Source organism: Bacteriovorax stolpii (genome assembly GCF_002872415.1).
GTDB classification, from domain to species: Bacteria; Bdellovibrionota; Bacteriovoracia; order Bacteriovoracales; family Bacteriovoracaceae; genus Bacteriovorax; species Bacteriovorax stolpii.
The window spans coordinates 591,313-614,132 of the sequence record NZ_CP025704.1; the positions used below are offsets into that span (position 1 = coordinate 591,313).

The 22,820-nt window shown below is 41.2% G+C and carries 24 protein-coding genes; 13 read left to right on the top strand and 11 right to left on the bottom strand.

The features are described 5' to 3' along the window. Position 1 precedes the first annotated feature (1 nt). Positions 2 to 1,513, top strand: a complete 1,512-nt coding sequence (locus C0V70_RS02745; protein ID WP_102242335.1) for a hybrid sensor histidine kinase/response regulator — start codon at positions 2 to 4, stop codon at positions 1,511 to 1,513. Then, positions 1,506 to 1,916, top strand: a complete 411-nt coding sequence (locus C0V70_RS02750) for a response regulator (RefSeq protein WP_102242336.1) — start codon at positions 1,506 to 1,508, stop codon at positions 1,914 to 1,916. Before C0V70_RS02745 ends, C0V70_RS02750 begins: the two co-directional genes overlap by 8 nt. A 39-nt stretch (positions 1,917 to 1,955) precedes the next feature. On the opposite strand, the gene C0V70_RS02755 is transcribed toward C0V70_RS02750, so the two are convergent. From C0V70_RS02755 to C0V70_RS02775, 5 genes are read right to left on the bottom strand one after another with little or no spacing between them, the layout of a single operon-like run. Beyond that, positions 1,956 to 3,086: a vitamin K epoxide reductase/DsbA family protein gene (locus C0V70_RS02755; protein ID WP_102242337.1), complete on the bottom strand. Its 1,131-nt coding sequence runs from the start codon at positions 3,084 to 3,086 to the stop codon at positions 1,956 to 1,958. 14 nt (positions 3,087 to 3,100) lie between these two features. Further along, positions 3,101 to 3,688 (bottom strand): purine nucleoside phosphorylase YfiH/LACC1 family protein, encoded by a 588-nt coding sequence (locus C0V70_RS02760; protein ID WP_102242338.1) that lies wholly within the window; start codon positions 3,686 to 3,688, stop codon positions 3,101 to 3,103. Beyond that, the gene (locus C0V70_RS02765) at positions 3,685 to 4,725 is read right to left on the bottom strand and encodes an RluA family pseudouridine synthase (RefSeq protein WP_102242339.1); all 1,041 of its coding nucleotides are present in this window, start codon (positions 4,723 to 4,725) and stop codon (positions 3,685 to 3,687) included. Before C0V70_RS02765 ends, C0V70_RS02760 begins: the two co-directional genes overlap by 4 nt. Then, the gene (locus C0V70_RS02770; RefSeq protein WP_102242340.1) at positions 4,725 to 5,480 is read right to left on the bottom strand and encodes a helix-turn-helix domain-containing protein; all 756 of its coding nucleotides are present in this window, start codon (positions 5,478 to 5,480) and stop codon (positions 4,725 to 4,727) included. The genes C0V70_RS02765 and C0V70_RS02770 overlap by 1 nt, the downstream gene beginning before the upstream one ends. 35 nt (positions 5,481 to 5,515) lie before the next feature. Continuing rightward, entirely contained in the window at positions 5,516 to 6,472 is a 957-nt protein-coding gene (locus C0V70_RS02775; protein WP_158649538.1) for a P-loop NTPase, read from the bottom strand. Between the two features lie 255 nt (positions 6,473 to 6,727). On the opposite strand from C0V70_RS02775, the gene C0V70_RS02780 reads away from it, so the two are divergent. Beyond that, positions 6,728 to 7,393, top strand: a complete 666-nt coding sequence (locus C0V70_RS02780) for a diacylglycerol/polyprenol kinase family protein (RefSeq protein WP_102242342.1) — start codon at positions 6,728 to 6,730, stop codon at positions 7,391 to 7,393. 4 nt (positions 7,394 to 7,397) lie between these two features. Here the strand turns inward: C0V70_RS02780 and C0V70_RS02785 are convergent, their stop codons facing one another. Then, a complete protein-coding gene (locus C0V70_RS02785; protein ID WP_102242343.1) occupies positions 7,398 to 8,051 on the bottom strand; it encodes an LON peptidase substrate-binding domain-containing protein in 654 nt (217 codons plus the stop codon). Between the two features lie 102 nt (positions 8,052 to 8,153). Between C0V70_RS02785 and C0V70_RS02790 the strand changes: the two genes are divergently transcribed. Further along, on the top strand, positions 8,154 to 9,065 hold the full coding sequence (locus tag C0V70_RS02790) for a type I phosphomannose isomerase catalytic subunit (protein WP_158649539.1): 912 nt from the start codon (positions 8,154 to 8,156) through the stop codon (positions 9,063 to 9,065). A 204-nt stretch (positions 9,066 to 9,269) separates the two neighbouring features. Here the strand turns inward: C0V70_RS02790 and C0V70_RS02795 are convergent, their stop codons facing one another. After that, on the bottom strand, positions 9,270 to 9,617 hold the full coding sequence (locus C0V70_RS02795; RefSeq protein WP_102242345.1) for a hypothetical protein: 348 nt from the start codon (positions 9,615 to 9,617) through the stop codon (positions 9,270 to 9,272). Positions 9,618 to 9,772: 155 nt separating this feature from the next. Beyond that, positions 9,773 to 10,912, bottom strand: coding sequence for an esterase-like activity of phytase family protein (locus C0V70_RS02800; protein WP_102242346.1), 1,140 nt, complete (start codon positions 10,910 to 10,912; stop codon positions 9,773 to 9,775). Between the two features lie 75 nt (positions 10,913 to 10,987). On the opposite strand from C0V70_RS02800, the gene dacB reads away from it, so the two are divergent. From dacB to C0V70_RS02845, 9 genes are all read left to right on the top strand, one after another. Next, positions 10,988 to 12,406 carry a D-alanyl-D-alanine carboxypeptidase/D-alanyl-D-alanine endopeptidase gene (gene dacB / locus C0V70_RS02805; protein ID WP_102242347.1) on the top strand — a complete coding sequence of 473 codons (1,419 nt, stop codon included), beginning with the start codon at positions 10,988 to 10,990 and terminating at the stop codon, positions 12,404 to 12,406. Between the two features lie 10 nt (positions 12,407 to 12,416). Continuing rightward, positions 12,417 to 14,183, top strand: a complete 1,767-nt coding sequence (gene adeD, locus C0V70_RS02810; RefSeq protein WP_102242348.1) for an adenine deaminase — start codon at positions 12,417 to 12,419, stop codon at positions 14,181 to 14,183. Then, positions 14,180 to 14,437, top strand: coding sequence for a GIY-YIG nuclease family protein (locus C0V70_RS02815; protein WP_102242349.1), 258 nt, complete (start codon positions 14,180 to 14,182; stop codon positions 14,435 to 14,437). The genes adeD and C0V70_RS02815 overlap by 4 nt, the downstream gene beginning before the upstream one ends. 75 nt (positions 14,438 to 14,512) lie before the next feature. Continuing rightward, positions 14,513 to 15,142: a succinate dehydrogenase cytochrome b subunit gene (locus C0V70_RS02820; RefSeq protein ID WP_208107778.1), complete on the top strand. Its 630-nt coding sequence runs from the start codon at positions 14,513 to 14,515 to the stop codon at positions 15,140 to 15,142. 6 nt (positions 15,143 to 15,148) lie between these two features. Beyond that, entirely contained in the window at positions 15,149 to 17,062 is a 1,914-nt protein-coding gene (locus C0V70_RS02825) for a fumarate reductase/succinate dehydrogenase flavoprotein subunit (RefSeq protein WP_102242351.1), read from the top strand. A gap of 8 nt (positions 17,063 to 17,070) precedes the next feature. Continuing rightward, on the top strand, positions 17,071 to 17,817 hold the full coding sequence (locus C0V70_RS02830; RefSeq protein WP_102242352.1) for a succinate dehydrogenase/fumarate reductase iron-sulfur subunit: 747 nt from the start codon (positions 17,071 to 17,073) through the stop codon (positions 17,815 to 17,817). A 33-nt stretch (positions 17,818 to 17,850) separates the two neighbouring features. After that, a complete protein-coding gene (locus C0V70_RS02835; protein ID WP_102242353.1) occupies positions 17,851 to 18,483 on the top strand; it encodes an HD domain-containing protein in 633 nt (210 codons plus the stop codon). 46 nt (positions 18,484 to 18,529) lie between these two features. After that, positions 18,530 to 19,927, top strand: a complete 1,398-nt coding sequence (locus tag C0V70_RS02840; protein ID WP_102242354.1) for an NAD-dependent epimerase/dehydratase family protein — start codon at positions 18,530 to 18,532, stop codon at positions 19,925 to 19,927. A gap of 112 nt (positions 19,928 to 20,039) precedes the next feature. Beyond that, positions 20,040 to 20,645, top strand: coding sequence for a carbonic anhydrase (locus C0V70_RS02845; protein WP_102242355.1), 606 nt, complete (start codon positions 20,040 to 20,042; stop codon positions 20,643 to 20,645). On the opposite strand, the gene C0V70_RS02850 is transcribed toward C0V70_RS02845, so the two are convergent. The 3 genes from C0V70_RS02850 to C0V70_RS02860 all read right to left on the bottom strand — a co-directional run bounded on the left by C0V70_RS02850 (position 20,642) and on the right by C0V70_RS02860 (position 22,799). Then, on the bottom strand, positions 20,642 to 22,090 hold the full coding sequence (locus tag C0V70_RS02850; protein ID WP_102242356.1) for a phytoene desaturase family protein: 1,449 nt from the start codon (positions 22,088 to 22,090) through the stop codon (positions 20,642 to 20,644). The two genes, C0V70_RS02845 and C0V70_RS02850, sit on opposite strands and share 4 nt — an antisense overlap. Before the next feature lie 59 nt (positions 22,091 to 22,149). Then, positions 22,150 to 22,374, bottom strand: coding sequence for a C1orf53 family protein (locus tag C0V70_RS02855; RefSeq protein WP_102242357.1), 225 nt, complete (start codon positions 22,372 to 22,374; stop codon positions 22,150 to 22,152). A gap of 62 nt (positions 22,375 to 22,436) precedes the next feature. Next, on the bottom strand, positions 22,437 to 22,799 hold the full coding sequence (locus tag C0V70_RS02860) for an RNA-binding regulator (RefSeq protein WP_102242358.1): 363 nt from the start codon (positions 22,797 to 22,799) through the stop codon (positions 22,437 to 22,439). Positions 22,800 to 22,820: the final 21 nt, after the last annotated feature.

A 22,820-nucleotide genomic window follows, 5' to 3' on the forward strand; every position in this document is an offset into this window, starting at 1 on the left:
GATGGATGCTTTTGAGTACCTAGACGATTTATTTGAGCCGGTAGTGGTGACGGAGCTTGATGGCTCTATTGCTTATTACAACGCCAGTTTTTTGTCTTTTTTTAAGACGACACCAAGGCTTATGCAGAAGCAGAAAAACCTGCTGGAGTATCTAGGAATCATTATTCCGGACTTCAAAGAATTTTTTGCAAGAGTTACTTCAGAGGGGCAGGCGATCACTCCGGAGTTAAATTTCTTCTTTGAAGGTCAGATGAATACCCTGATTGTCAAAGGAGCTAAAAAGGAACTCGATTATGTCTTATTTGTTTTTAAAGATGTAACAGTTGAAAAGCAGCTTAACGATAAGTACCGCGCACAAATGGAAGAGTTAAAGAATACTTACGCTCAAGTACTTCAATTTGATAAACTTAAGGTTATTGGGGAAATGACAGCGAATATTTCTCATGAAATTAATAACCCACTTACGGTCGCAGTGGGGAACGCTGAACTAATTTCTTTTTGCCTGGAAACAGCTGACCTGAATAATCAAAAAGATAATATTGAAAAATACAACAATAATGTCAATCATTCGCTGGAGAGAATCAATAAAATCATCTCTAATATGAAAGAGTTCTTACACAAGAGTGAAGATAAAAAAGAATACAGTGATGCTAAAGAGATCATTGAAAAATCAATTGCCTTTACAGCTCCTTCATTAAAAGACACGGCCATCAAGGTCAATTTAAATATTCAGGGACCAGCACCAATTCTTTTAGTTAATAGAATTAAAGTTGAACAAGTTTTTGTTAATTTGATTCAAAATGCCATTGATTCTTTAAAAGAATCCAACGTAAAGGACCCGGCCGTATCCATTGAGTTGACAACAGAGAAGAGTGGAAACTTTATTCGCATTGATGTGAAAGACAATGGAGCTGGCATCACAGACGAAAACCGCGAAAAGATCTTTAATGCTTTTTTTACGACTAAAGATATTGGAAAAGGGACAGGACTTGGGTTGTCTATTTCCCAGCAGATTATTCAGTCTCATCAAGGGAAATTAGACCTGATTAATTCTGATAAAGGGGCCCATTTCAGGATCACTCTTCCGGCCATTGGTATTGCCGGCTTAGTTAATGGAAATTGGGAAAAACTGATCAACGAAGGGGATAAGGTTGTCCGTGTTTTAGTTGTTGATAACGAAATTAACATTTTGAACCTGTGTATGAATTTTCTGTCCGAGAGTCGTTATGCTTTCTTGGGGGCTTCAAGTGCAACTGAAGCTTTAAGAGAAGTAGAACGTACACCCGTGCATATTATTATCACTGATTTTAAAATGCCGGAAATGGATGGTGAGAGTTTTATCAGGGAGCTTCGAAAACGCAATATCGAAGTACCTGTTCTATTTATGACATCGAAAGACTTTGTTGAAAAATACAAGAAAATGAAAGATGAACTGGATTTAAAAGGGATCATCCTGAAACCATTTACCAGAGAAGAATTGGTTGGGGCCATTGGTGCAATTGTAGATGAGTAATGCAAAAAGAAAATATGCTATTTTAGTGGTCGATGACGACCCAAAAATCAGAGAGCTGGTTCAGGCCTTCTTTACTTTAAGAAGTGAAGAGGTGACGTGTGTGACGGCCGCAGATGTTCAGCAGGCGGGGCTGAAGCTTTCCAATCAAGATTTCGATATGATTCTAATCGATAATATTATGCCCGTGAAAACAGGGATTGATTATGCTCTTTTTCTTCGCCGTTCTATTAAGTATGCGCGCACTCCGATTATTCTGATGTCCGGGGCCTTGTCTCAAGAGGATGTTTTTAAGGCGATTGAAGGCGGGATTAAAGATATTCTGGTGAAGCCATTTACTCTAAAGCAGTTGAGCGAAAAAATCACACCATATATTAAAAAAGCTCTAATGAGCGATCCAGGATAAAAAAAGCGGCAGGATGACTGCCGCTTTGAGTGTTAAATCTTATTTCCCACCACGTTTGATGATTTCATCCATGATTGCAAAAAGCTGATCAGGAGGAAGAACACCTTCGATTTTAACTCCGTTTAGAAGAAACGTCGGAGTTGATCTGATGTTGAATGGAGTAGCTGCATTGATGATGCTGACAACTTTTGCTTTTGTTGCTGGATCGGCAACACATTTTGCGACATTGTTTTTCTTGATAGCGTCGTCCAGGAAGTCAGGAAGTCTTTCCTGATTGTGGAAGATTTCATCGTGAAGAGTGCCAAACTTTTCGGCCGGCATACAAGTTGCGAAATAAGCTGCACGACAAGCTTGTTGGTGAAGCGGTCTTTCCATTGACGGGTTACAGTTGTGATCTAGTGGGTAGAAAAAATACTGGATATTGATTTTCCCGCCGTAACGAAGAAGCAGTTGAGGCATGACTTCAGAAAGCGCTTTACAAGCAGGGCATTCGAAGTCAGAGAAAATTTGCATTTGAATCGGAGCATTTTCAGCAGTCGCGATCTTGTATTCCGACGGTGGGTTAGGTTCACCCAGTTTTGGAAGTGCGTAGTACTGTCTGATCAGGTCGTTGGCAACAGCAGAAATATTTTCAGTTTTTTTATCTACAGTTGATTTTGTAATGAAGGCCGCAACCAGGATAACAGCAGCAAAACCGCCAAGAACAGCAAAGTTTGGTTTGTAGTCTTCACTGTTTTTATAAAACATCCAAAGAGCAATACCTGAAACGACGTAATATAGAGAGCAGAAAGGACAAAGACCGCCAAGGGCAAAAAGCGAGTAGAAAAAGAGAACCACGCACCCAAGCATGTTAATCATCAGGGCGAAGTACATTGTTTTTTCGTAAGCTTCATTTTTAATGAAAAGCCCAAGCATAACGAGAGCTCCCACCACGATCCCAAAAACAGAGATTGGAACACCTGCAATGTTCGACATTGGTGAAAGAGTTGTTTTGTCACAGTTAAAATAACTATTCAGGTTACATAGTGAGCCTGATTCTAAACCAGTTGGGAATTTAAGTTCAAAGTAGTGGCCGGTTAAGTAGATTGAAAAACCGATCATGAGAGCGCTCAGTACAAATAGAGCGATGGTCGTATTCATCGAGCTATTGTACACAGATCTTTTTGTCATAAGGTACTCCGTTTTTATTCAGGAAAATAAATATTCCAGTTTCGACTTGCTGTTTGATTTCTTCTGTAACTGTGAAATTTAGGGTCGGCAAAAGTGCAAAGACCACAATCTTCTACTACCATACCGGGGTAAGCGCTTTTTAGTTGCGCCTCTGAGACAAAAGAAAGATCAAAATAAATCTTTCCATTGATTGTCTTAAAAGCTTCCTGGTGAAGAGGGAAATTTGCCAGGAAATCCTTTTGAACTTCGTAATTGCCCTGGCGGATGTGAGGTCCGATAAAAGCAAAGATTGGGTTGATTTCTTTAATCAGTTTATTGGTTAAAATATTCTGTGCCAGTCCTCTCCAGCCGGCATGGATGACAACGTGCTGGTCTTTGCCAATTAGAACAAGAGGTACACAGTCGGCAGTTAAAATTGCTTTAGGGGTTGTACTGTCACCGACGATTCCGTCGCCAATTTGTTCCGGGCCACATTGCCCTTCAGAAAGCACGATATCCGAATGAGTCTGCTTAACTTTCAAGAAGTCCAGGTCAGGCCTTTCGTTAAACACAATGAAGCGTCCTCTTAAAAGGGGAGTTTCATAAGTGATGGCTTCGTTCATTGAGCGGCGTCCTCGTTTTTCTTTTTCGAGTACTCCAGCACTTTTTGGAAAAGTGGTGGAGGTGGAACTTCAAAACGAAGTTTTTCTTTGGTTATTGGATGAACCAGTCCCAGGACTTTGGCGTGCAGGAATGGGTAAGGGTAACCGTCAATGATTTCCTTGTAATCTGCTCCCAGCTTCATCATCTGCTCATTTGGTGATCCATAAGTTGAATCGCCGATAATCGGCATGCGCAGAATTTCAGAAGTGTGCACGCGGATCTGATGCGTGCGTCCGGTCTCAAGTTTGAATTCCATGTGAACATGTTTATCAAAGAGCTCCAAGACTTTATAGTTAGTGATTGCCGGTTTTCCACGAGTGGTTCCGGTTTTCATTTTTAAGCGGTTGTTTGGATCGCGGCCGATATTGCTTTCAATAGTGCCGTAAGATTGGCACTTGTATCTCATAACCAATGCTTCATAGTATCGCTCAATATCATGAGTAGAGAAAAGCAGAACCAGACCTTCGTGGCAGGCCTGCGTTTTAGCAATAACCATGACTCCGCTTGTTCCTTTATCCAGGCGGTGGACAATTCCCGGGCGCTTTTGATCGCCGATACCTTGAATGTCTTTGCAGTGATAAAGAATAGCGTTGACTAATGTTCCAGTGTAATTTCCTGGAGCGGGGTGAGTGACAAGTCCCGCTGGTTTATTAACAAACACCAGGTGCTCGTCTTCATAAAGGATTTCCAGCGGAATGTTTTCCGGAAGTGCCGTTGAAGGCAATAGCGGTGGAACTTCAACCTGAACAATAGCACCGGCCGGAGGCATTTTCTTTAATTCGATTTTTGCCTGAACCGGAGAATCTTCACTGAGAGTGATTTGGTCTTTTAAAAAAAGATTTTTTAAAAAAGTACGGGAATAGCCTTCGACTTTTTCAGCTAAATACTGATCAAAGCGCTTATAGGTTTCCCTATCTTCATTCGTAATCGTGAAAGTTAAAAATTGTTCTGAGTCTTCTGCTGATGAATCGATTTGATCTTTTTCTAAGTCATTCATTATGGTTTCAGTTTTTTCATCCTTGCTACATAAGAGTTAGCAACGACTTCTGGTTTTAGCTTTAAGCATTTTGCGTATTGGAAAACAAACCCACGAACATAAACAGGTGCGGGAAGTTTTCCAAAATCTTCCATCTCAATTCCTTGAAGGTAGAGACGAGAAACTTTAGTCATATCGCTTAAGCGGTCAAGGTCAAGATTTTTATATTCGCGGATCTTGCGCAGGAAATCTCCCGTGAACTCAGTCGCTTCTTCGATTTCTTTTTCAAAGTCAGCATTGATCACGTAATCAAGAGCAAATCTTTTTTGAGTCACAAGTTTATTTACGTTAGTTGCCGTAGATGAAGCGCTGTCTGAACCAGTTGATTGCGAGTTCAGGGTAAAATCTGCACTTGGAAGCACAGAAGAGGCACTACTCACCTGATGAGTCGGCATCACTTCACGTTCAATTCTTAAAGGGGCCACGCGGTCTGAAAGAGAATTGTAGCTAAGTGAGCTGAAGTCGCGGTTAAGTCCACGGGCTTCATCGTAACGTTTTCTTTTTGTAGGGTCAGAAAGAATTGAATAAGCCTCTTCCACCATTTCCAGGACGTTTCTGCATTCTTCCGGGCTCATCAGCGAGTAAAGAGCAATTGAGTCCGAAGAATAAGCTGCTTTTGCTCTCTGGTAGCTGTGATAGATTTCTTCCGAACGGGCATTGGCCGGGATTTCTAAAACTTCATAATAATTTTTTAAATCAGACGTCGGATTATTCATAAAACTCTTTTGGGCTAAAAAAATAAATAATTAGATTAATTAATGTTTAATAAACGATGAATGATACGGTCAAAGTTATTAACCAGAGTAGAGTTAGGGAACTCCATCAGAAGAGGTTTTCTCTTCTTCACACTCTGCCAAACTGTCGCATCGTAATCAAGGTAACCAACATAATCTAAGTTGATACCGAAATATTTTTTACTAATCAGCTTCATCGAGAAACCGATATCAATATCAGACTGAGTTCTTACCTGGTTAATGATCAGCTTTGGTTGAAGACGATTGATCTCCGAGCGAAGCTTCTGACCGACAACCGGATTGATTTCAATCACACGGTTAATTAAATCAGCAGGTGTAGAGTTTTGAGAAAGTTTTGCGTTCATTGCCTGGTCAATCAGTGGCCCGATTTCCAGTAGCTCTTCGGCCATCTTTAACTTTCTATGGTAAACCGTTTTGATGAAACGGTATGAGTTCTCAATTGATGTCGGCTCAGGAAGAGTGGTAATGATTCCCTGATCGGCCGAGATAAAGAAGTCGATTGTGTTAAAAGTTGTCCCCGCACCAAGGTCTAATAAAACGTAATCCACAGGCAGTTCGCTGAATTGGGCCAGAAGTTTCGCTTTATGCATTTGTTTTAGGTTGGCGATTCCCAAATCATCCTGAGCACCAGAAATAATGAAGAGGTTATTGATCGCTGTAGGGGTTAAAAGTTCAGTTAAGGTCCTGACTTTTTTAGAAAGATAGTCAGAAAGTGTCTTTTCTGGAATAGGCACGCCCAAGCAAGTGTGGAGATTCGCTCCCCCTAAGTCCAAATCAATAGCAGCTACTTTATGTCCCATCAGGGCCAAGCAGATCGCTAAATTGGCCGTCACAAGGCTCTTTCCAACCCCACCTTTACCACCACCGATGGCCCAGATTTTTTGTTGCCCTTGGGGCGACAAATGTGTTTGAAATTCGCTACTTAGACTACTTTGGTCGTTATTATTAAACACTAGATTCCATCCTAAATTATCTACGGCAATAACATTCAATTGTATTTGCAATAGATATTATAGGGATAAAAATATCGGATTGGTAAGCGAAAAAATAGCAAAGTGGTTGATTACATTATTGTTGTAATTAATGCAGGGAGATTTACTCTTGTCACGTCTTAAGTTAGTCTTAAAAACGATAAATTAGATACTTGAAAGGAATAGGCGACTTGCATACTAGGTTTTTGTAAGCGGCCTCTGACTTAGGAGCCTTAAATGGGTCAAGTGAATATGTCACAATTTAGAATCACATCGCCACTGCGTTTAAGAACTGATCTGCACTTAACTCGCAAAATTTGGCACATCTCTACAGGACTTGCAGGTCTAGTTGCGTATAAGAAATCAGGCATTTCTGTAGATAATGTTGCTTACATTCTCTTGGCCTTTGCCGTTGCTGCTTTCTTGTTCGAGTTTTTGCGTTTAAGAAATCCAAAGGTGAACCAAGTGGCCATGCTTCTTATGAAGCCAGTAATGAGGGAATCGGAGAGGAACTCAGTAAGTGGGTTACCTTTTTATGCTCTAGGTGTCTCTCTTGCGCTTTTCTTCTTCCCTGAACGCATTGCTATTCTTGCTATCTTATTCTTAATCTTTGCTGATCCAATCGCTTCATTCTTTGGAATCCTTTACGGAAGAGACAAGATCCTTCCAAATAAGTCACTTCAAGGAACGATTGCAGCTTTCTCAGTTTGTTACTTAGCAACTATCGTGTACGGATTGATTTATGTCGGGCCAAGCACACACCTTTTAGTGTTTGCTATCTTGGCCGGAATCATCGGTGCGATTTCTGAGATGTGTTCTCAATTTGTCGATGACAACCTATGTATTCCAGTTGTGTCTGGACTAGGTCTTTACCTGGTGAACTTCATCGTTCCCCTGTTCTAAAAAATTAAATAGCATTTTTAATATCGGTATCAGGTTCGAGGCGTTCAAAGTTTTTGATCGCCTCGCTCATGGCCGTGTCTTCTATCTCCGGGGCTTTTCCACGAAGAAGAGCATCCATCATGCGAATGCGCTCAGAGAGTGAAACACTCGTCAGGAAGATTTCTTTAAGCTCCACATCTTTTAAAACCAAGAGACAAAGGTTGTTGATGAGCCTGGTGGGCGAGTTCATTTCTTTTAAAAAGCGCTCGCGCTCTTTGGTGCTGGTGATGTGGCGGTTGAGCCAGTTTTCTAAAATCACATGCAGGCGTCCAACTGAATCGTCGAGAATGACGGCCTGGTCTTGAACATCGAAATAATCTTCGACTTGAAAAATAGGAAAGGGAAGATGCTGTTCTTGAATGAGAAGCTTCACTCGCGCGAGCCCTTGCACCAACACGGTCATGCTTTTGTCGTCATTGTGCTCTAAAAGCAAAATGCGTCCAACTGTTCCAATCTTATTAGCTCGCAGACTTGGGTGATAGAAGGCCAGGTGTTGACCTTGCTCATAACACTCCAGGAGAACATCCTTGGAAATTCCGTCGTTCACCGTCAGCGGAATCACCGTCTGTGGGAAGAAGACGTTGTTGAATAAATAGAGAGTTGGGAAAGAGTGCTTCATGACGCCATTTTATCAGAGGGGCTAAAAACACTGTAATTCATGCTTACTCCCTTGAAATCTCATGCCCCCCCTGAGAGAATATCGCCAATTCTTAGAGGATTTATGATTTATTATTTAACCCCTTCGGCCCACAGGACAATTTGGGGTGGACAACATTTAGAAAGTTTAAAAAACCTTCCAGTTTCAAGAGGAGCTGATCCCTATGGTGAAACATGGGAAATTTCAGTTCATCCTCAGGGGCCAAGTTTTTGTCAGGGAAAAAAATTAGAAGTTTCAAGTCATGCAGAACTTCCTTACTTGGTTAAAATTCTCGATACATCAAAAAATCTTTCTGTTCAGGTTCATCCCGATGATGAGTATGCCCGAGTTCATGAAAACAGCAGTGGAAAAGCTGAATGTTATGTCATTATCGCTTGCGAAAGAAATGCGATTTTATACCTGGGAATGAAGCCTGGTGTGACTAGAGAATCTTTCCTGAAAGGTTTAGAAAATAAGAAAAATATGAGCGAGTACATGAATGCTTTCGAGGTTAAACCTGGAGACTTTTTCTTTACTCCTCCTGGATCAATTCACGCCATCGGTGCTGGTATTACCATGGCCGAAGTTCAACAGAGCTCGGGAATCACTTACCGCGTCTGGGACTGGGATCGCCTGGATTCCGAAGGAAAACCGAGACAACTTCATGTGGAAAAATCACTAGATGTTATCAACTTTGATCCGTCGGCCAACACAAAAGAATTTTTTAAATTCACTGAAAATATTTTTAATCATAATGGGGCCAAGGTCTTAGCTGAGCATCCGGATTTTAAATTAACTTTGGTGAATTTGAAGAAGGGACAAAAAATTTCGCTTCCATTATCTCAATCCAAAAGACTTCCTTCGATTTTAAATCTGCAAGGAAAGTTATCGGTGAATAATCATCTCGTCGAAGCTTACAATTCTGTTTTACTTAAAGGTGAGACGGAATTGAATGTTGTCGGAGTAGATGGGACTTCGTTTCTTTTCATTCAGTAGGGAGAAAGAAAAAAGAAAAAAGCCTGCTGCCAAAAAAAATGCGAGAGCATTTTTACTTGTTACACAAATGTAGTGAGATGAATTTCTTTTTTGGAGTTTTGGCAGCCATTGGAAGTAGGGAGAAAGAAAAAAGCCTTGCCTCATTGGGGGAAAAGACAAGGCCTTGATACCGCTTTTCGATGGGGGGGGGATAAGCGGTGTTAACTATTTCTTTTCGCAAGTTAATGGATACGTCACTTCATGCCCAGTTCTCGACTTGATAATGATGTAGTCATTAACATCAGAGAAGCTGTTTGTATCTGCAATATGGATTGTGTGTTTTTGATTTTCGAAATCCACAATTTTAGTCAATCCCATTTCATTAGATTTTGTTCTTCCTACGACAGAAGCCAACTCTCTTTTTGCATGAGAATCAAATTCATTGAAGAAAGTTACTTTTTTATCACTTACTTCAAAGATTTTATTCATACGTGGAGTGTGGCAAAGAATGCTTGCTTCTACTTCAGTGTTGAATGTTAGTAAGGCTAAAAATGTAAAAACTAATGCTTTCATAACGTACTCTCTTTTGAGGTTTGTTACCTATACATAGAGCAAGGGGAATGCCAATTTTGGGACTGTGTATTTTAGGGGTTAGAGAGGGGAGGGTGTCTAAAGATTTACGGCCGTCTAAAAAAGTGACAATTTTTTAGACGGCCAGGTAAAGATTACTACTTAGAAGAAATAAGTTCAAAGGCCATAAAAAGCGTTCTTTGGGTCTTTCCGAAGTTGTTATCACTGACGACTACTAAGGACCTATTCCCATTGGCCAGGAGTGGTCCAAAAGCGATTCCTTCGATGTTATCCAGCTCCTTTATAGTCATCTGTGGGATGAAGTCATCCAGGTCGGCCACAAGCTCTTTTTCAACAGCTACGAAACTCTGGTCTTTAAGAGACTCCATCTTAGAGATGTCTGTGGTCTTATCAGTGATCGTGCATTTAAAGATGCGGATAACGTTTTTATTGATGAAAGGAATCCAGCTGCGCTCCATTGTATAGAAAGTCTTATCATTAATGGCCGCGATATCAACCAGACCATTTTCTCCAGTTGTTAAATCTGCTTTTTCTTCAGACTTTTCAGTTCCCACAGCGGCCTTGATGGCCTCTACCTTATCTAGCTGGTAGGCGATTTCAGTTGTTGGTTTTAGGTCTTTATAAAGAATAATGCGCGTGTGAGAGCTATAAGAGATCGTCGTAATCGGGCCGTCTTGAAATAAGGCCTCTTCGCTTCCCATGTAAGTTGTCTTTCCATCAAGGCTCGTTGAAAGAGCTTCAAAAGAGTGGTTGTCGCGCGAGCCATAAAGTTTATCTGTGTGCTCTTTTCTTGGAAGCAGGAATTTTTCTGGAATAGAAATCATGCCGACAAAATCGCCCATGCGGTTAAAGCGGTAAAGTTCTGGAGGGGTTGGTTTCGTGCGGTTGATGGCGCCTTCAGAGCTGATTAAAACATCATTTCCATAGAGAGCGATTCCTTCAAAATCGGCTTCGCCTTTCTTAAAAAAATTGCCGGCCTTATTTTTTAATCTCACAACAACAGCAGGTTTAACTGAAAAAGATTTCTCAGTTAAGGAGATATCGAATTCGTAAAAGCGCGTCTCATTGACGAGAGATTTATCGTCGCTCACCGCCAGCATGCGCTTTTTATTTTTGTCATAAGCAATACCAGAAAGACCACCTATTTCAGTTTTCGCAAACATCTCTCCAGTAGGAAAAGTCACGTCTCCGATAAAGCGAAGTTTATCGGCAGCATAAGAGTAGTTGAGAGTTGTAATAAGAAAAAACGCCAGGAGAGTTCTAACTGTTTTAGTCACATTATGTCCTTGTGGTAAGCCCTAATATAGCGGTAAAATATTAACCACAAATACCTTCTACGACAAAGAGTTTATATGCGAAAAATCACTCTCAAATCTTCATTACTTTTGTGTTTTTTATTTATTAGCAAAAACACTCATGCAGGTGTTCAGGAAGATTTTCAGAAAATCATTAAGAAACATCACTTCGCTGAGTCAACTCTTGGTTTATATGTTGAAGATGATGGAAAGAAAGTTGTCGATATCAACGCTGGAAAGTTGATGGTTCCAGCTTCACTGACAAAAGTGGTAACGGGCGGAGCGATTCTTACAAAACTTCCACTCAATATTAAATTCGTCACCGAGCTATGGAGCAAAGCACCTATTGAAGGTGAGAGCCTGAAAGGGGCCCTTTGTATTAAAGGCGGAGGAGATCCATCGTTTGTTTCGGAAAAAATGTGGTATCTGGTCAATGAGTTCACTCGCAGTGGTGTAAAAACAATTGAAGGAGATATCCTGATTGATGCCAGCCGCTTTGATTCAGAGCTCTTTGATGCTGGAAGAGATTCTGTGCGTGTTGACCGCGCTTACGATGCGCCGGTGTCTCCGGTTTCTTTTAACTGGAACAGCGTCAACGTTTATATTCGCCCGGGACTAAAAGAAAACGACCCGGCCAGAGTTTTCCTTGATCCAATCAACGATTATCTTGAATTAGAAAATAGAACGAAGACCGTCGCTAAGAGTGGTGTAAAGACGATTGAAGTCTCACGCGTAAAGATGGGGCTACGAGATAAGATCATTATTACTGGGAGCATTTCTCAAAACGCAGGTGAATCAGTTGTTTATAAGAGTATTTCAAACCCATCTCTGTGGACAGGGTATCACTTAAAGCAGTTCCTGCTACAGCGTGGAATTGTTGTTAAAGGAAATATCAAAGAAGGCGATTGTGAAAGCGATTCAAAAGTTCTGGCAAAAGTGGATTCAAAATACCTTAACGAAATGACCAGCGATATGCTGAAGTTCTCAAACAATTTTGTCGCGGAGATGCTGGTTAAAAACCTGGCGGCAGAAGAAATCACGAAAGGAAAAGGCGCTTCAATGAAAGATGGCATTGAAAGCATCAAGACTTATTTAGACAAGCTGGGTCTGAATAGAAAAGATTATGTTTTAGAAAATGTCTCAGGCTTAACTCGCGATAATCGTTTTACTGCTAAACAACTGGCCTTAGTTTTAACGAGTATTAAAAACGACTTCCTGATCTTCCCTGAATTCCTCTCAGGGCTTCCTATTGCCGGTGTAGATGGCACGATGAAGAATCGTCTAAAGACGCAGGACTTTAGTCTAGTGCGTGCGAAGACTGGTTATCTTGACGGAGTGGTGGGACTTGCAGGATATGTAGGAAGAAAAGACAATTCCCCTTTGATTTTTGTTTTTATGTTTAATGGTGGATTTGATCAAGGCCTTGCGGCCAGACCACTTTTTGATGCCCTCATTTCTGAGCTTTTTAAATTATAGGTAAATACGTATGTCATTAGCACAAAAAAGAACGCAGACACTCTCACGTGAAGAATTAAAAAATGTTTTAGCCGTTGCCCGCGGAGAGCAGGCGGCAGATCTCATTATTAAGAATGTAAAAATCCTCGACCTGATCAATGGATCAACATTTGAGTCAGCGATTGCCATCGTGGGAAAAACGATTGCAGGTATTGGCTTAGAGTATTTAGATAACGATGTCCCAAAAGCGAAACGCTACCTGGATGCAGAAGGAGCAGTGGCCGTTCCTGGTTTTATTGATGGTCACTTGCATATTGAATCTTCAATGATGAATCCATTTGAATTTGAGCGCATGACTCTTCCGATTGGAACGACAACAGCAATCTGTGATCCGCACGAAATCACCAACGTCATGGGTGATAAAGGGTACTCGTGGTTTTTGCGCTCATCAGAATTAATGCACCAGAATCTTTTCGTGCAAACTTCTTCATGTGTTCCGGCCCTTCCGGGGTTTGAGAGCAACGGGGGAGAGTTTAAGTTAGAAGAGATGCTCAAATACAAACAGCACCCTAACGTTTTAGGATTAGCGGAAATGATGAACTTCCCGGGAGTCATTAATGCTAACGATGCCGTTTTAGATAAGATTGAAGCTTATTCGGATTACAACCTTGATGGACACTCGCCACTTGTTCGCGGAAAAGCGCTAAACGCTTATATTGCTGCCGGCATTCAAAACTGCCATGAGACAGTGACGAAAGAAGAAGGTTTTGAAAAATTGCAAAAGGGAATGGCGCTTATTATCCGCGAAGGCTCTGTTGCAAAAAATATCAAAACCCTGGCTCCGCTGGTGAGTGAATTTAATTCAACTCAATGTCTTCTGTGCACAGACGACAGGAATCCATACGAAATCCTGGAAGAAGGACACATTAACTACCTGATCAAAAAAATGATCAACGAAATGAAAATGGAGCCGCATATTGCTTACCGCTTATCTTCTTATTCAGCGGCAAAACATTTTGGCCTAAAGAGGCTGGGGTTAATTGCTCCGGGGAAACAAGCTGATATCGTTTTACTAAATGACGTTCGCTCCGTTGATATCAAAGACGTACTAATCGCCGGAAAAAGAGTGGCGGATTTAAAACTTGATGATTCAATCAACGAGAAATTAACAAAGTCTCTTCCACCTTTAGAAAATACAATCAAAAGAAAGCCGCTTAAAGAAAGCGATTTCGCTTACAATTTAAAAGCTGGCAAATACAACGTTATTGAAATCGTCAAAGACGAAATTATCACTAACCATTTAGTCGTAAATTACGATGGAAAGAAATTCGATCAAGACGACATTCTTTTTATGGCTAATATCGAACGCTATGGCTCTGAATTAAAACCGGCTCTAGGTCTGGTGAAAGGAACGGGATTAAAGAGAGGGGCTATTGCGGCTTCTGTGGCCCACGACTCACACAACTTAATGGTGATTGGTGCCTCGCTTGAAGATATGGTGACTGCGGTTAACGCTCTTATCGCTTCAGGAGGAGGGTTGTGTGTGGCCCTGGATAAAAAGGTCACAGGCATTTTAGAACTTCCTCTAGCTGGTCTTTTAAGTTTAAAGACGGGAGGAGAGCTCTTCCACGATATTAAAAAACTAAAGACTGCCTACAAAGAGTGTGGAGTCATTCTCGATGAACCATTTATCCAGATGGCCTTCCTTGCTTTGCCAGTTATCCCGAAACTAAAACTTACTGACCGCGGTTTATTTGATGTGACAACATTTTCGTACATTTCACTTGAGGCGAAATGAACTGGTACGTCTACGTCATCTTAACCACGAAGGGAAAACTCTACACAGGAATTTCCACTGATCCTGAAAGGCGCTTTGTTGAACATTTATGTGATTCAAAAAAAGGCGCCAAATACTTCAGGACAGATTCTCCGGTGATGATTGTTCACCTGGAAGAGTTTGAGACGATGTCAGAAGCTCTAAAAAGAGAAATCGCTATTAAAAAATGGCCTGCGAGCAAAAAGCGCGGGCTCATCCCTCCAGAGATTAATTAATATCACTAAATAAACAATTCCCATTGTCTTTTTTATCTATAAACTATTTAGGTAATAATAAGAATGGAATTTTTTATGATCATCTTTAAAAAGACAATTCTCGCATTGACCGGACTTTTTATCTGCATTTTCTTAATTGCCCATTTAGGAGCAAATTTTCTTTTGCTCTTACCAGAAGAGCAGGCACGTGTGATGTACAACAATTACTCTTCTGCATTAAGAGGAAATGTTTTTATCTCAGTGATTGCTTATATTAACTATGCCTGCATTTTATTTCATGTTGGTTACGCCATTGTCGTAACTCGTAGAAATAAAGCGGCCAGAAATGATCGTTATCTGATAAATCACACTTCTGAAAACTCTAGCTGGACTTCTCAGAACATGATGCTTCTTGGGGCCATCATTTTTTGCTTCATTGTTATCCACATGGCCAATTTTTGGTTTAAAGTTAAAATTCAAGGTCACCATGAAGACCTCTATCAAATGGTCATTGATTTATTTAAAGACCCTATTTATCTCGCGATTTACGTCATTGCTTCTTTGCCATTGGGTTTACATCTCTCTCATGGAGTTCAAAGTGCTTTTAAAACATTGGGACTTTATCACCATCGGTATGTGGGTTGGATGGCCCGTATTTCTATGGCCTATGCCTTGGTTATCGGCTGTGGCTTCGGCATTATTCCCATCATTCTCTTTTTTAGGTAGGTCGTTATGAAATTAGATGCAAAAATCCCGACAGGTGACTTGAAAGATAAATGGAAAAATTATCAATCCCATTGTCGATTAATCAATCCTGCGAATAAAAGAAAATTGGATATCATTGTCGTCGGATCTGGACTTGCAGGGGCGGGGGCAGCCGCCACGCTGGCCGAAGGTGGCTATAATGTAAAATGCTTTTGCTTTCAAGATACACCAAGAAGGGCCCACTCAATTGCAGCTCAAGGTGGTATCAACGCTGCTAAAAATTATCAAAATGATGGCGATAATACATGGAGAATGTTCTATGACACTTTAAAAGGTGGAGACTTTCGTTCTCGTGAAGCTAATGTCTATCGCCTGGCCGAACTTTCAGCCCCTTTGATTGATCACTTTGCCCAGCAAGGAGTTCCTTTTGCCCGCGAATACGGCGGAGTCCTGGCCAATCGAAGTTTCGGAGGCGTTCAAGTTCAAAGAACATTCTATGCACGCGGACAGACGGGACAACAACTATTACTGGCAAGTTACTCACAATTATCAAGACAGATTGCTGCTAAGAAGGTGCAGATGTTCTCTCGCCATGAGGTTCAGGAAATTGTTGTCATTGATGGCAAGGCCCGTGGTGTGATTGTTCGCGACCTGGTAAGCGGTGAGTTGAGTCGTCACAGTGCACATGCAGTTGTTTTGGCCACTGGTGGTTATTCAAAAGTCTTCTTCCTGTCTACACTCGCAATGAACTGTAATGGTAGTGCAATATGGAAAGCACACAAAAAAGGGGCGCTGTTTGCTTCTCCAAGTTTTACACAAATTCACCCGACGGCTTTACCTCAAGGAAGTGAAACGCAATCAAAGTTAACTTTGATGAGTGAATCACTTAGAAACGATGGGCGCATTTGGGTACCCAAGAATAAGGATGAGAAACGGGCGCCAAATGACATCCCAGAAGAAGAGAGAGACTACTATCTTGAAAGGAGGTACCCGGCCTTTGGTAACCTGGCCCCAAGAGATATTTCTTCTCGAGCAGCAAAAGAAAGAATTGATGCTGGTTATGGAGTAGGGCCTCTCAAAAATGCAGTGTACCTGGATTTTAAGCATTCAATAGCTCGTTTAGGGAAAGATACGATTAAAAGTCGTTACGGCAATTTATTTGAAATGTATTTGAAGATCACTGGCATCGATGCTTATACAGAGCCTATGAAGATTTCTCCCGCTCCTCATTTTTCGATGGGAGGTCTTTGGGTGGATTACGAGTTGCACACAACTCTTCCGGGTTTATATGCCATCGGAGAATGTAATTTTGCCGATCACGGGGCAAACCGCCTGGGAGCAAATTCATTGTTGCAGGCAAGTGTTGATGGTTATTTCATCCTGCCATTAACCATTGGAAATTATCTCGCTGACGATTTAAAGACTGGAAAAATTTCTACCGACCATGCTGCTTTTAGTGAAGCAGAGGCTTCTGTAAAAAATAAATTCGAAAAAATTATCAATAACAACGGCACTAAAACAGTTGACTCTCTTCATAGAAGATTGGGGAAAATTATGTGGCAGGAGTGTGCCATGAGCAGAACCAAAGAAGGACTTGAAAAAGCGATCAGAGAAATCAGAGAGCTCAGAGAAGAATTCTATAAAGAAGTAAAAGTCACCGGCAAAATCCAGGAGTTTAATCAGGAGTTAGATAAAGCTTCGCGTTTGGTTGATTTTTTGGAGATGGCAGAGCTGATGTGTGTTGATGCCCTGGAGAGGAATGAATCTTGTGGAGCTCACTTTCGTGAAGAGTATCAAACCTCCGATGGCGAAGCACTTAGAAATGATGAAAGTTATTCTTATGTTTCAGCTTGGGAATTTAAAAATGTAGGAAATTTTATTCTTCATAAAGAAGAGTTAAAATTTGAATTTGTGCAACCTTCTGTCAGAAGTTACAAGTAGGTATAAAAATGAAAATCAATTTTAAAATCTGGCGCCAGAATAATAGTAAAATGAAAGGTCATTTTAAAGTTTACCCGCTGGAGAACATCACTGCTGATATGTCCTTGCTGGAAGCACTGGACTTGTTAAATGAAGAGCTGGTTGAAAAAGGAGAAACTGCTGTTGCTTTTGATCACGATTGCCGCGAAGGAATTTGTGGGCAATGCGGGATTTTTATCAATGGTCGGGCCCATGGGCCACATGATAACCAGACAACTTGTCAGGTGCACATGAGAAGCTTTGAAGACCAATCGACTATTGTGCTTGAGCCTTTCAGGGCCAATGCTTTTCCCATTGTTAAAGACCTGGTGGTCAACCGTTCGAGTTTTGACCGTATTATTCAAAAAGGTGGATTTATTTCTGCTAATACAGGTGGAGCACCCGAGGCGAATTCTATCCCTATAGGGAAAGAACGTGCCGATTACGCCATGGATATGGCCGCTTGTATTGGTTGTGGAGCATGCGTAGCAACTTGCAAAAACGCATCAGCAGCTCTTTTTACTTCAGCAAAAATAAATCATTTAAATGCACTACCACAGGGAAATGAAGAGGCTTTGAGCAGGACATACAATTTAGTTGAGCAAATGCAAGAGGAAGGTTTCGGGCATTGCTCTTTTACAGGTGCCTGCGAAGTTGAGTGTCCTGAACATATTCCTTTAACTTCTATCGCCAAAATGAATTTTGACTATATGAAAGCTGTGGCCTTTAAAAAGTAGACTTAGGTTTTTTAAAGGTCATATACTTTGTACATGAAAGAGTTTGAAGAAAAATTTGCAGAAAAGATTAATAGTGCTCTGGGGAGCAAAGACCCGGCCCATGATCTTGCTCACGTTCATCGTGTTGTGACTACTGTTAAGCGTTTAGCTAAAGAAGAAAACGCCGATGAAAATATTGTGATCCCTGCGGCCTGGTTACACGATCTAGTCAATCTTCCGAAAGATCATCCCGACCGAAAAAGAGCTTCGGTTCTCGCTGCTGATGAAGCCATTGTTTTTCTCAAGAGTGTGGAGTACCCGGAAAAATATTTTCAAGGTATTCATCACGCTATTTGCGCCCATAGTTTTTCTGCGAGCATAAGGCCAGAAACGATCGAAGCGCAGATTGTTCAAGACGCCGATCGTTTGGATGCGCTCGGGGCTATTGGATTGGGAAGGCTTTTTTCAGTTATCACACAACTACAAAGACCATTTTATGATTTAGCCGATCCTTTTGCTGAGAATCGTCCTTTAAATGATAAGTTATACGGAATTGATCATATACATATCAAACTGAAGTCCATCGCCACAACCATGAATACGGCATCTGCTAAGGCCGAGGGACTCCGAAGGATGAAGTATATTGATGAGTTTTTAAATCAATTAAAGTCAGAGATCCTTTTTTGACACTATAGTGTTTCCTTTATGATTTTTATTACAGTAGAATTTGACTATGAAAAAGCAAAAGCTCAAAATTGCGATTGCTGGCGCCTCTGGTTTTATCGGTCAACGACTGATTGAACATCTTTTAAAAAATACCGACTATGAATTGATTGGTTTTAGCCGTTTTAGCAGAAAAAGCGACAACCCTCGTCTTGAATGGAGAGAGTGCGATTTATTTTCATTGCTTGAAATTGAGCGGGCCTTAAAAGATGTCGATGTGGCCTTTTATCTTGTTCATTCCATGCTCCCATCTGCCAATCTGGATCAGGGAAGTTTTGCAGACTATGATTTACTTCTGGCCGATAACTTTGCCCGCTCGGCCAATACCAATAATGTCAAACAAGTGATTTATCTTGGTGGCTTACTTCCTTCTAATATTGAGAATCTCTCTAAACATCTGGAGAGCCGATTGGAAGTCGAGCAGGTTTTTAGAGAGAAGAATTTTGCACTCACGACCTTTCGTGCAGGTTTAATTATCGGGGCCAATGGCTCTTCATTTAAGATCATGTACAAACTGGTCAATCGCTTGCCTGTGATGATTTGTCCTCAATGGGTAAACAATCCAATGACGCCAATTGGTGTTGATGATGTGACCAAATGCCTGGCGACAGTTATAGATAGTGATCAGTATTACGATCAAACTTTTGATCTTTCGGGAAGCGGCCAATACACCTATCTGGACTTAATGCAAATAATAAGTGAGAGATTAAAACTTAAGCGCTATTACATAAAAGTTCCTGTGCATTTTGTAGGTTTCTCAAAACTCTGGGTGAGACTGATTACTCAGGAAAATAAGGAGCTTGTTTATCCACTCCTTGATTCCATTCGCTACCCGATGATCTGTAACCCAGAGAGACAGTTTGCTCTTAAAGGTCATCGTTTTAAAAATTTTGAAGAGTGTCTGGAAGAAGCTTTAACTCATAGTGAGGCCATCGAAAGAAAGCCCTTTGTAAAAAAGAATCATCGTTTTGTACGTTCAGTTCAACGCCTACCTGTTCCTTCTTTTATGAATGCCCAGGATGCGGCACTGGAGTATATGAAATGGCTTCCTCAGGTTTTTTCTCCGCTTATTAAAGTGCAGGTGGAGGATGACCTGGTCGACTTTTCACTATTTCATCACAGAATCGTTCTCTTGAAGCTTAAATATTCTAAAGAAAGAAGCACTCTGAATCGTGCTTTATTTTATATTGTTGGTGGAAGTCTGGTTCGCTTCAATGAAAAAAGCCGACTTGAATTTAGAGAGACGTTGCCAGTGAAGGGCAAGCGCTACATCATAACCGCCATCCATGATTTTGAACCTTCACTCCCATGGATCATCTACATTATCACTCAGGCCCTAGTGCATCTTGAAGTGATGCGGGCCTTCGGACGCCACTTGGAAAAGAAGTCGCAAATGCGCAGTATATAACTAAAATTTAGTATTGCGCTGCTTGTAAAGGCTTGGTCTATCCTGAAGTCTCTTGACTATGACTTCTCATGCGAGTTTTATATTAGCATTAACTTAAAGAGGTTTTAAGAGAATGAGAAAAGCAGATAACTGGCAAGACGCATTTAAACTTTTAGTTGAAGGTAACCGTGCTTTCTACGAAGGACAAACAACTCACCCGGAAAGAGGAAGAGAGGTTATGTTCTCTCAGTATCTTGGTCAGCAGCCATTTGCCGCTATTTTAAGTTGTGCCGATTCTCGCGTTGTACCCGAGCTGGTATTTGACGTAGGGATCGGAGATCTTTTTACCTGCAGAATTGCCGGAACTGTCTTATCTGATGCTGTTATCGGCAGCATCGAGATGGCCGTAGAAGTTCTTGGAGTCACGCTTATCGTCGTTATGGGACATGAAAACTGTGGAGCTTTCCGCGCTTGTATGAACCCTGAAAAACACCCAAACATCAAAGGGATTTCTTGGCAGCTTATTCCAATCATTGAAGAGCTTCGCCCTGTTCACGGACACAATCCAACAGACCACTTATATTATTCAATCATCGCCAACGCTAGAAAAGTAGCTCAACAGCTACAAACTGTTGGTCCGGTTCTAAGCCCGGGGATCAAGTCTGGAAAACTAAAAATCATCCCAGCTTATCACTCGCTGACAACTGGTAAGGTGACGTTCTTCGAACCGATTAACTAATCGAGAAACTCACATAAATTTTGCGCACCCAGGACAACGGCAGCAATCCCTTGTCCTGGGTATTGCGTGTCTCCCAGCATGTAGAAATTTTGCACAGGGGATCTCGCTACTAAAAAATCAATTGGGTTTCTTCTTAGCGAATGAGGAATTCCACCCACCAGGCCGTGAAAACGGTGAGTGTACTTGATAAATGTTTTAGGTGTCCCGGTCATTACATTTTTTAAGTCTTCATCTTTCAAGTCAAATTTCTCTTTTAGAACATTCAAAATAAATTGAGCGCACTCTTCTTTTTTCTTTTGGTAATCTTCTTTAGTTAAATTCATCCACTCTTTAGATTTTGTATGTGTTGAAATGGTCACAACCTGTCTGCCATTAATTGATCTTTCTTGGTCATGGGGATGAGACAGAGAGACAAAAAAAGAGCGGGTCTTACAATGAGGAATTGAGTCAGTGTGAATTTGATAGTAGAGGCCTTCGCGTTTTTCATTGAGCGGAATCGTTAAATAGATCATAAAAGCAGACCAGCATGCTGAAGGATCAGGTGCAGGATAGCGTTGAAAAAATGCTTTAACTCTCTTTTCATCAAAGAGCTCCGAATGATTCCAGATTGGAATCGTTGAAACAACTTTTTTCCCTCTTATCGTTTGTTTACTGGTCACGACTTCAAAGCCGTTTTGTCCATCATTAAGAGGCGTAATTTTTTTGACCGTATGACGATAAAAAATGTGTGAGCATTTGGCGGCCAGGGCCTTCGAGAAGGCCTTCATCCCACCCGTGGCGTAATAAGTGTCATCAGGATAAGAGAGCCCCATGGCCCCCATCAAAAGTGGAGTATCACTCATGTGATTTTGAGCTGTAATGAAAAGGAGTTCATCCAGCATCGAAAGATATCCGGAGTCATTTATTTTTAAAGCGCGAAGCTCACTCTCAACACTGGTAAAAAGGGCCGGCAATGACGAGAGAGCTTTTAATGTATCTAATTTTAAAAATCCAGTTACGGCCCCAATTGATCGAAGAGGGATATTTTTAAAGGCACTGGATAAGTGCCAGCCTTTTTCTTCAATATCACTTAAGCGGCTCCAGAGTTTTTCATGATCAATGCCCGGGAATTTTTTTTCTAATTCGTTTCTCCATTTTTTTTGGTCTTTAAAACGAAAGATTGTTTTATCCGGCAAGATGGAAACAATTCCAGGATCGATTGCAGTGAGATTTAATGGAAGGTTTAGTTCTTTAATCAGGTTAAATAGTGGTCTGTTTTCCTTTAGACCAGAAAGAGTTGTGGCCCCAGCATCAAAGGTATAACCTTCGCGTTCAAAATAAGACGAGCAGCCACCCGGCAGGGAGTGGGCCTCAAGCACAGCAACTTTAAATCCTTTTTTTTCCATTAATGCAGCAAAGGTAAGTCCTGAACTGCCGGCACCAATGACAATATAGTCGAATTCCATAAGTTGATTTTATATCTCAAATAGGATGAATGGAATGGTGTCTAAGGAATGGTTAGATGTTAATCGTCGTCTTCTTCGTTGTCGTACGAATAATCGTCTTCCCAGGAGTCATTAAACTCCGCTGGAACGTTTGGATCGGCCTTATCCTTGTATCCGTAAGGACAGTTAAGACAACCGCTCTGACAGCAATGACCGCGTTTTAAAAGATAGTGAGCAGTGAAGACCAGATTGCCGTCTTCGTTGATTATGTAGTCGATGTTTTCAATGAGAGTAGGAGTGTTCATTCAGCTTAAATAAAAACGGCTCCCGAAGGAGCCGCCGTATATGGATAGTCTTTAAAAAAAGATTATTCTCTTCTTCCGCGTCCACCGCCGAATCCACCACGTCCACCGCCATCACGGTTTCCGCCGCCGAATCCACCACGTGAACCGCCTCCACCAAATCCACCACCAGTTCTTTCTGGTTGAGGTTTAGCTTCAGAAACTCTTAGTGAACGTCCTTCGAACTCTTGACCATCAAGTTGTGATACAGCGTTTTGAGCTCCATCATCTGAATCCATTTCTACGAATCCGAAACCTTTTGATCTACCAGTTTCGCGATCGATGATGATTTTCACAGATGCAACTGATCCAGCTGAAGAGAAGTGCTCTTTTAGCGATTCTTCTTTTGCTGAGTAAGGAAGGTTTCCAACATACAATTTAGTAGCCATACAAAAAACTCCAAAAAAATG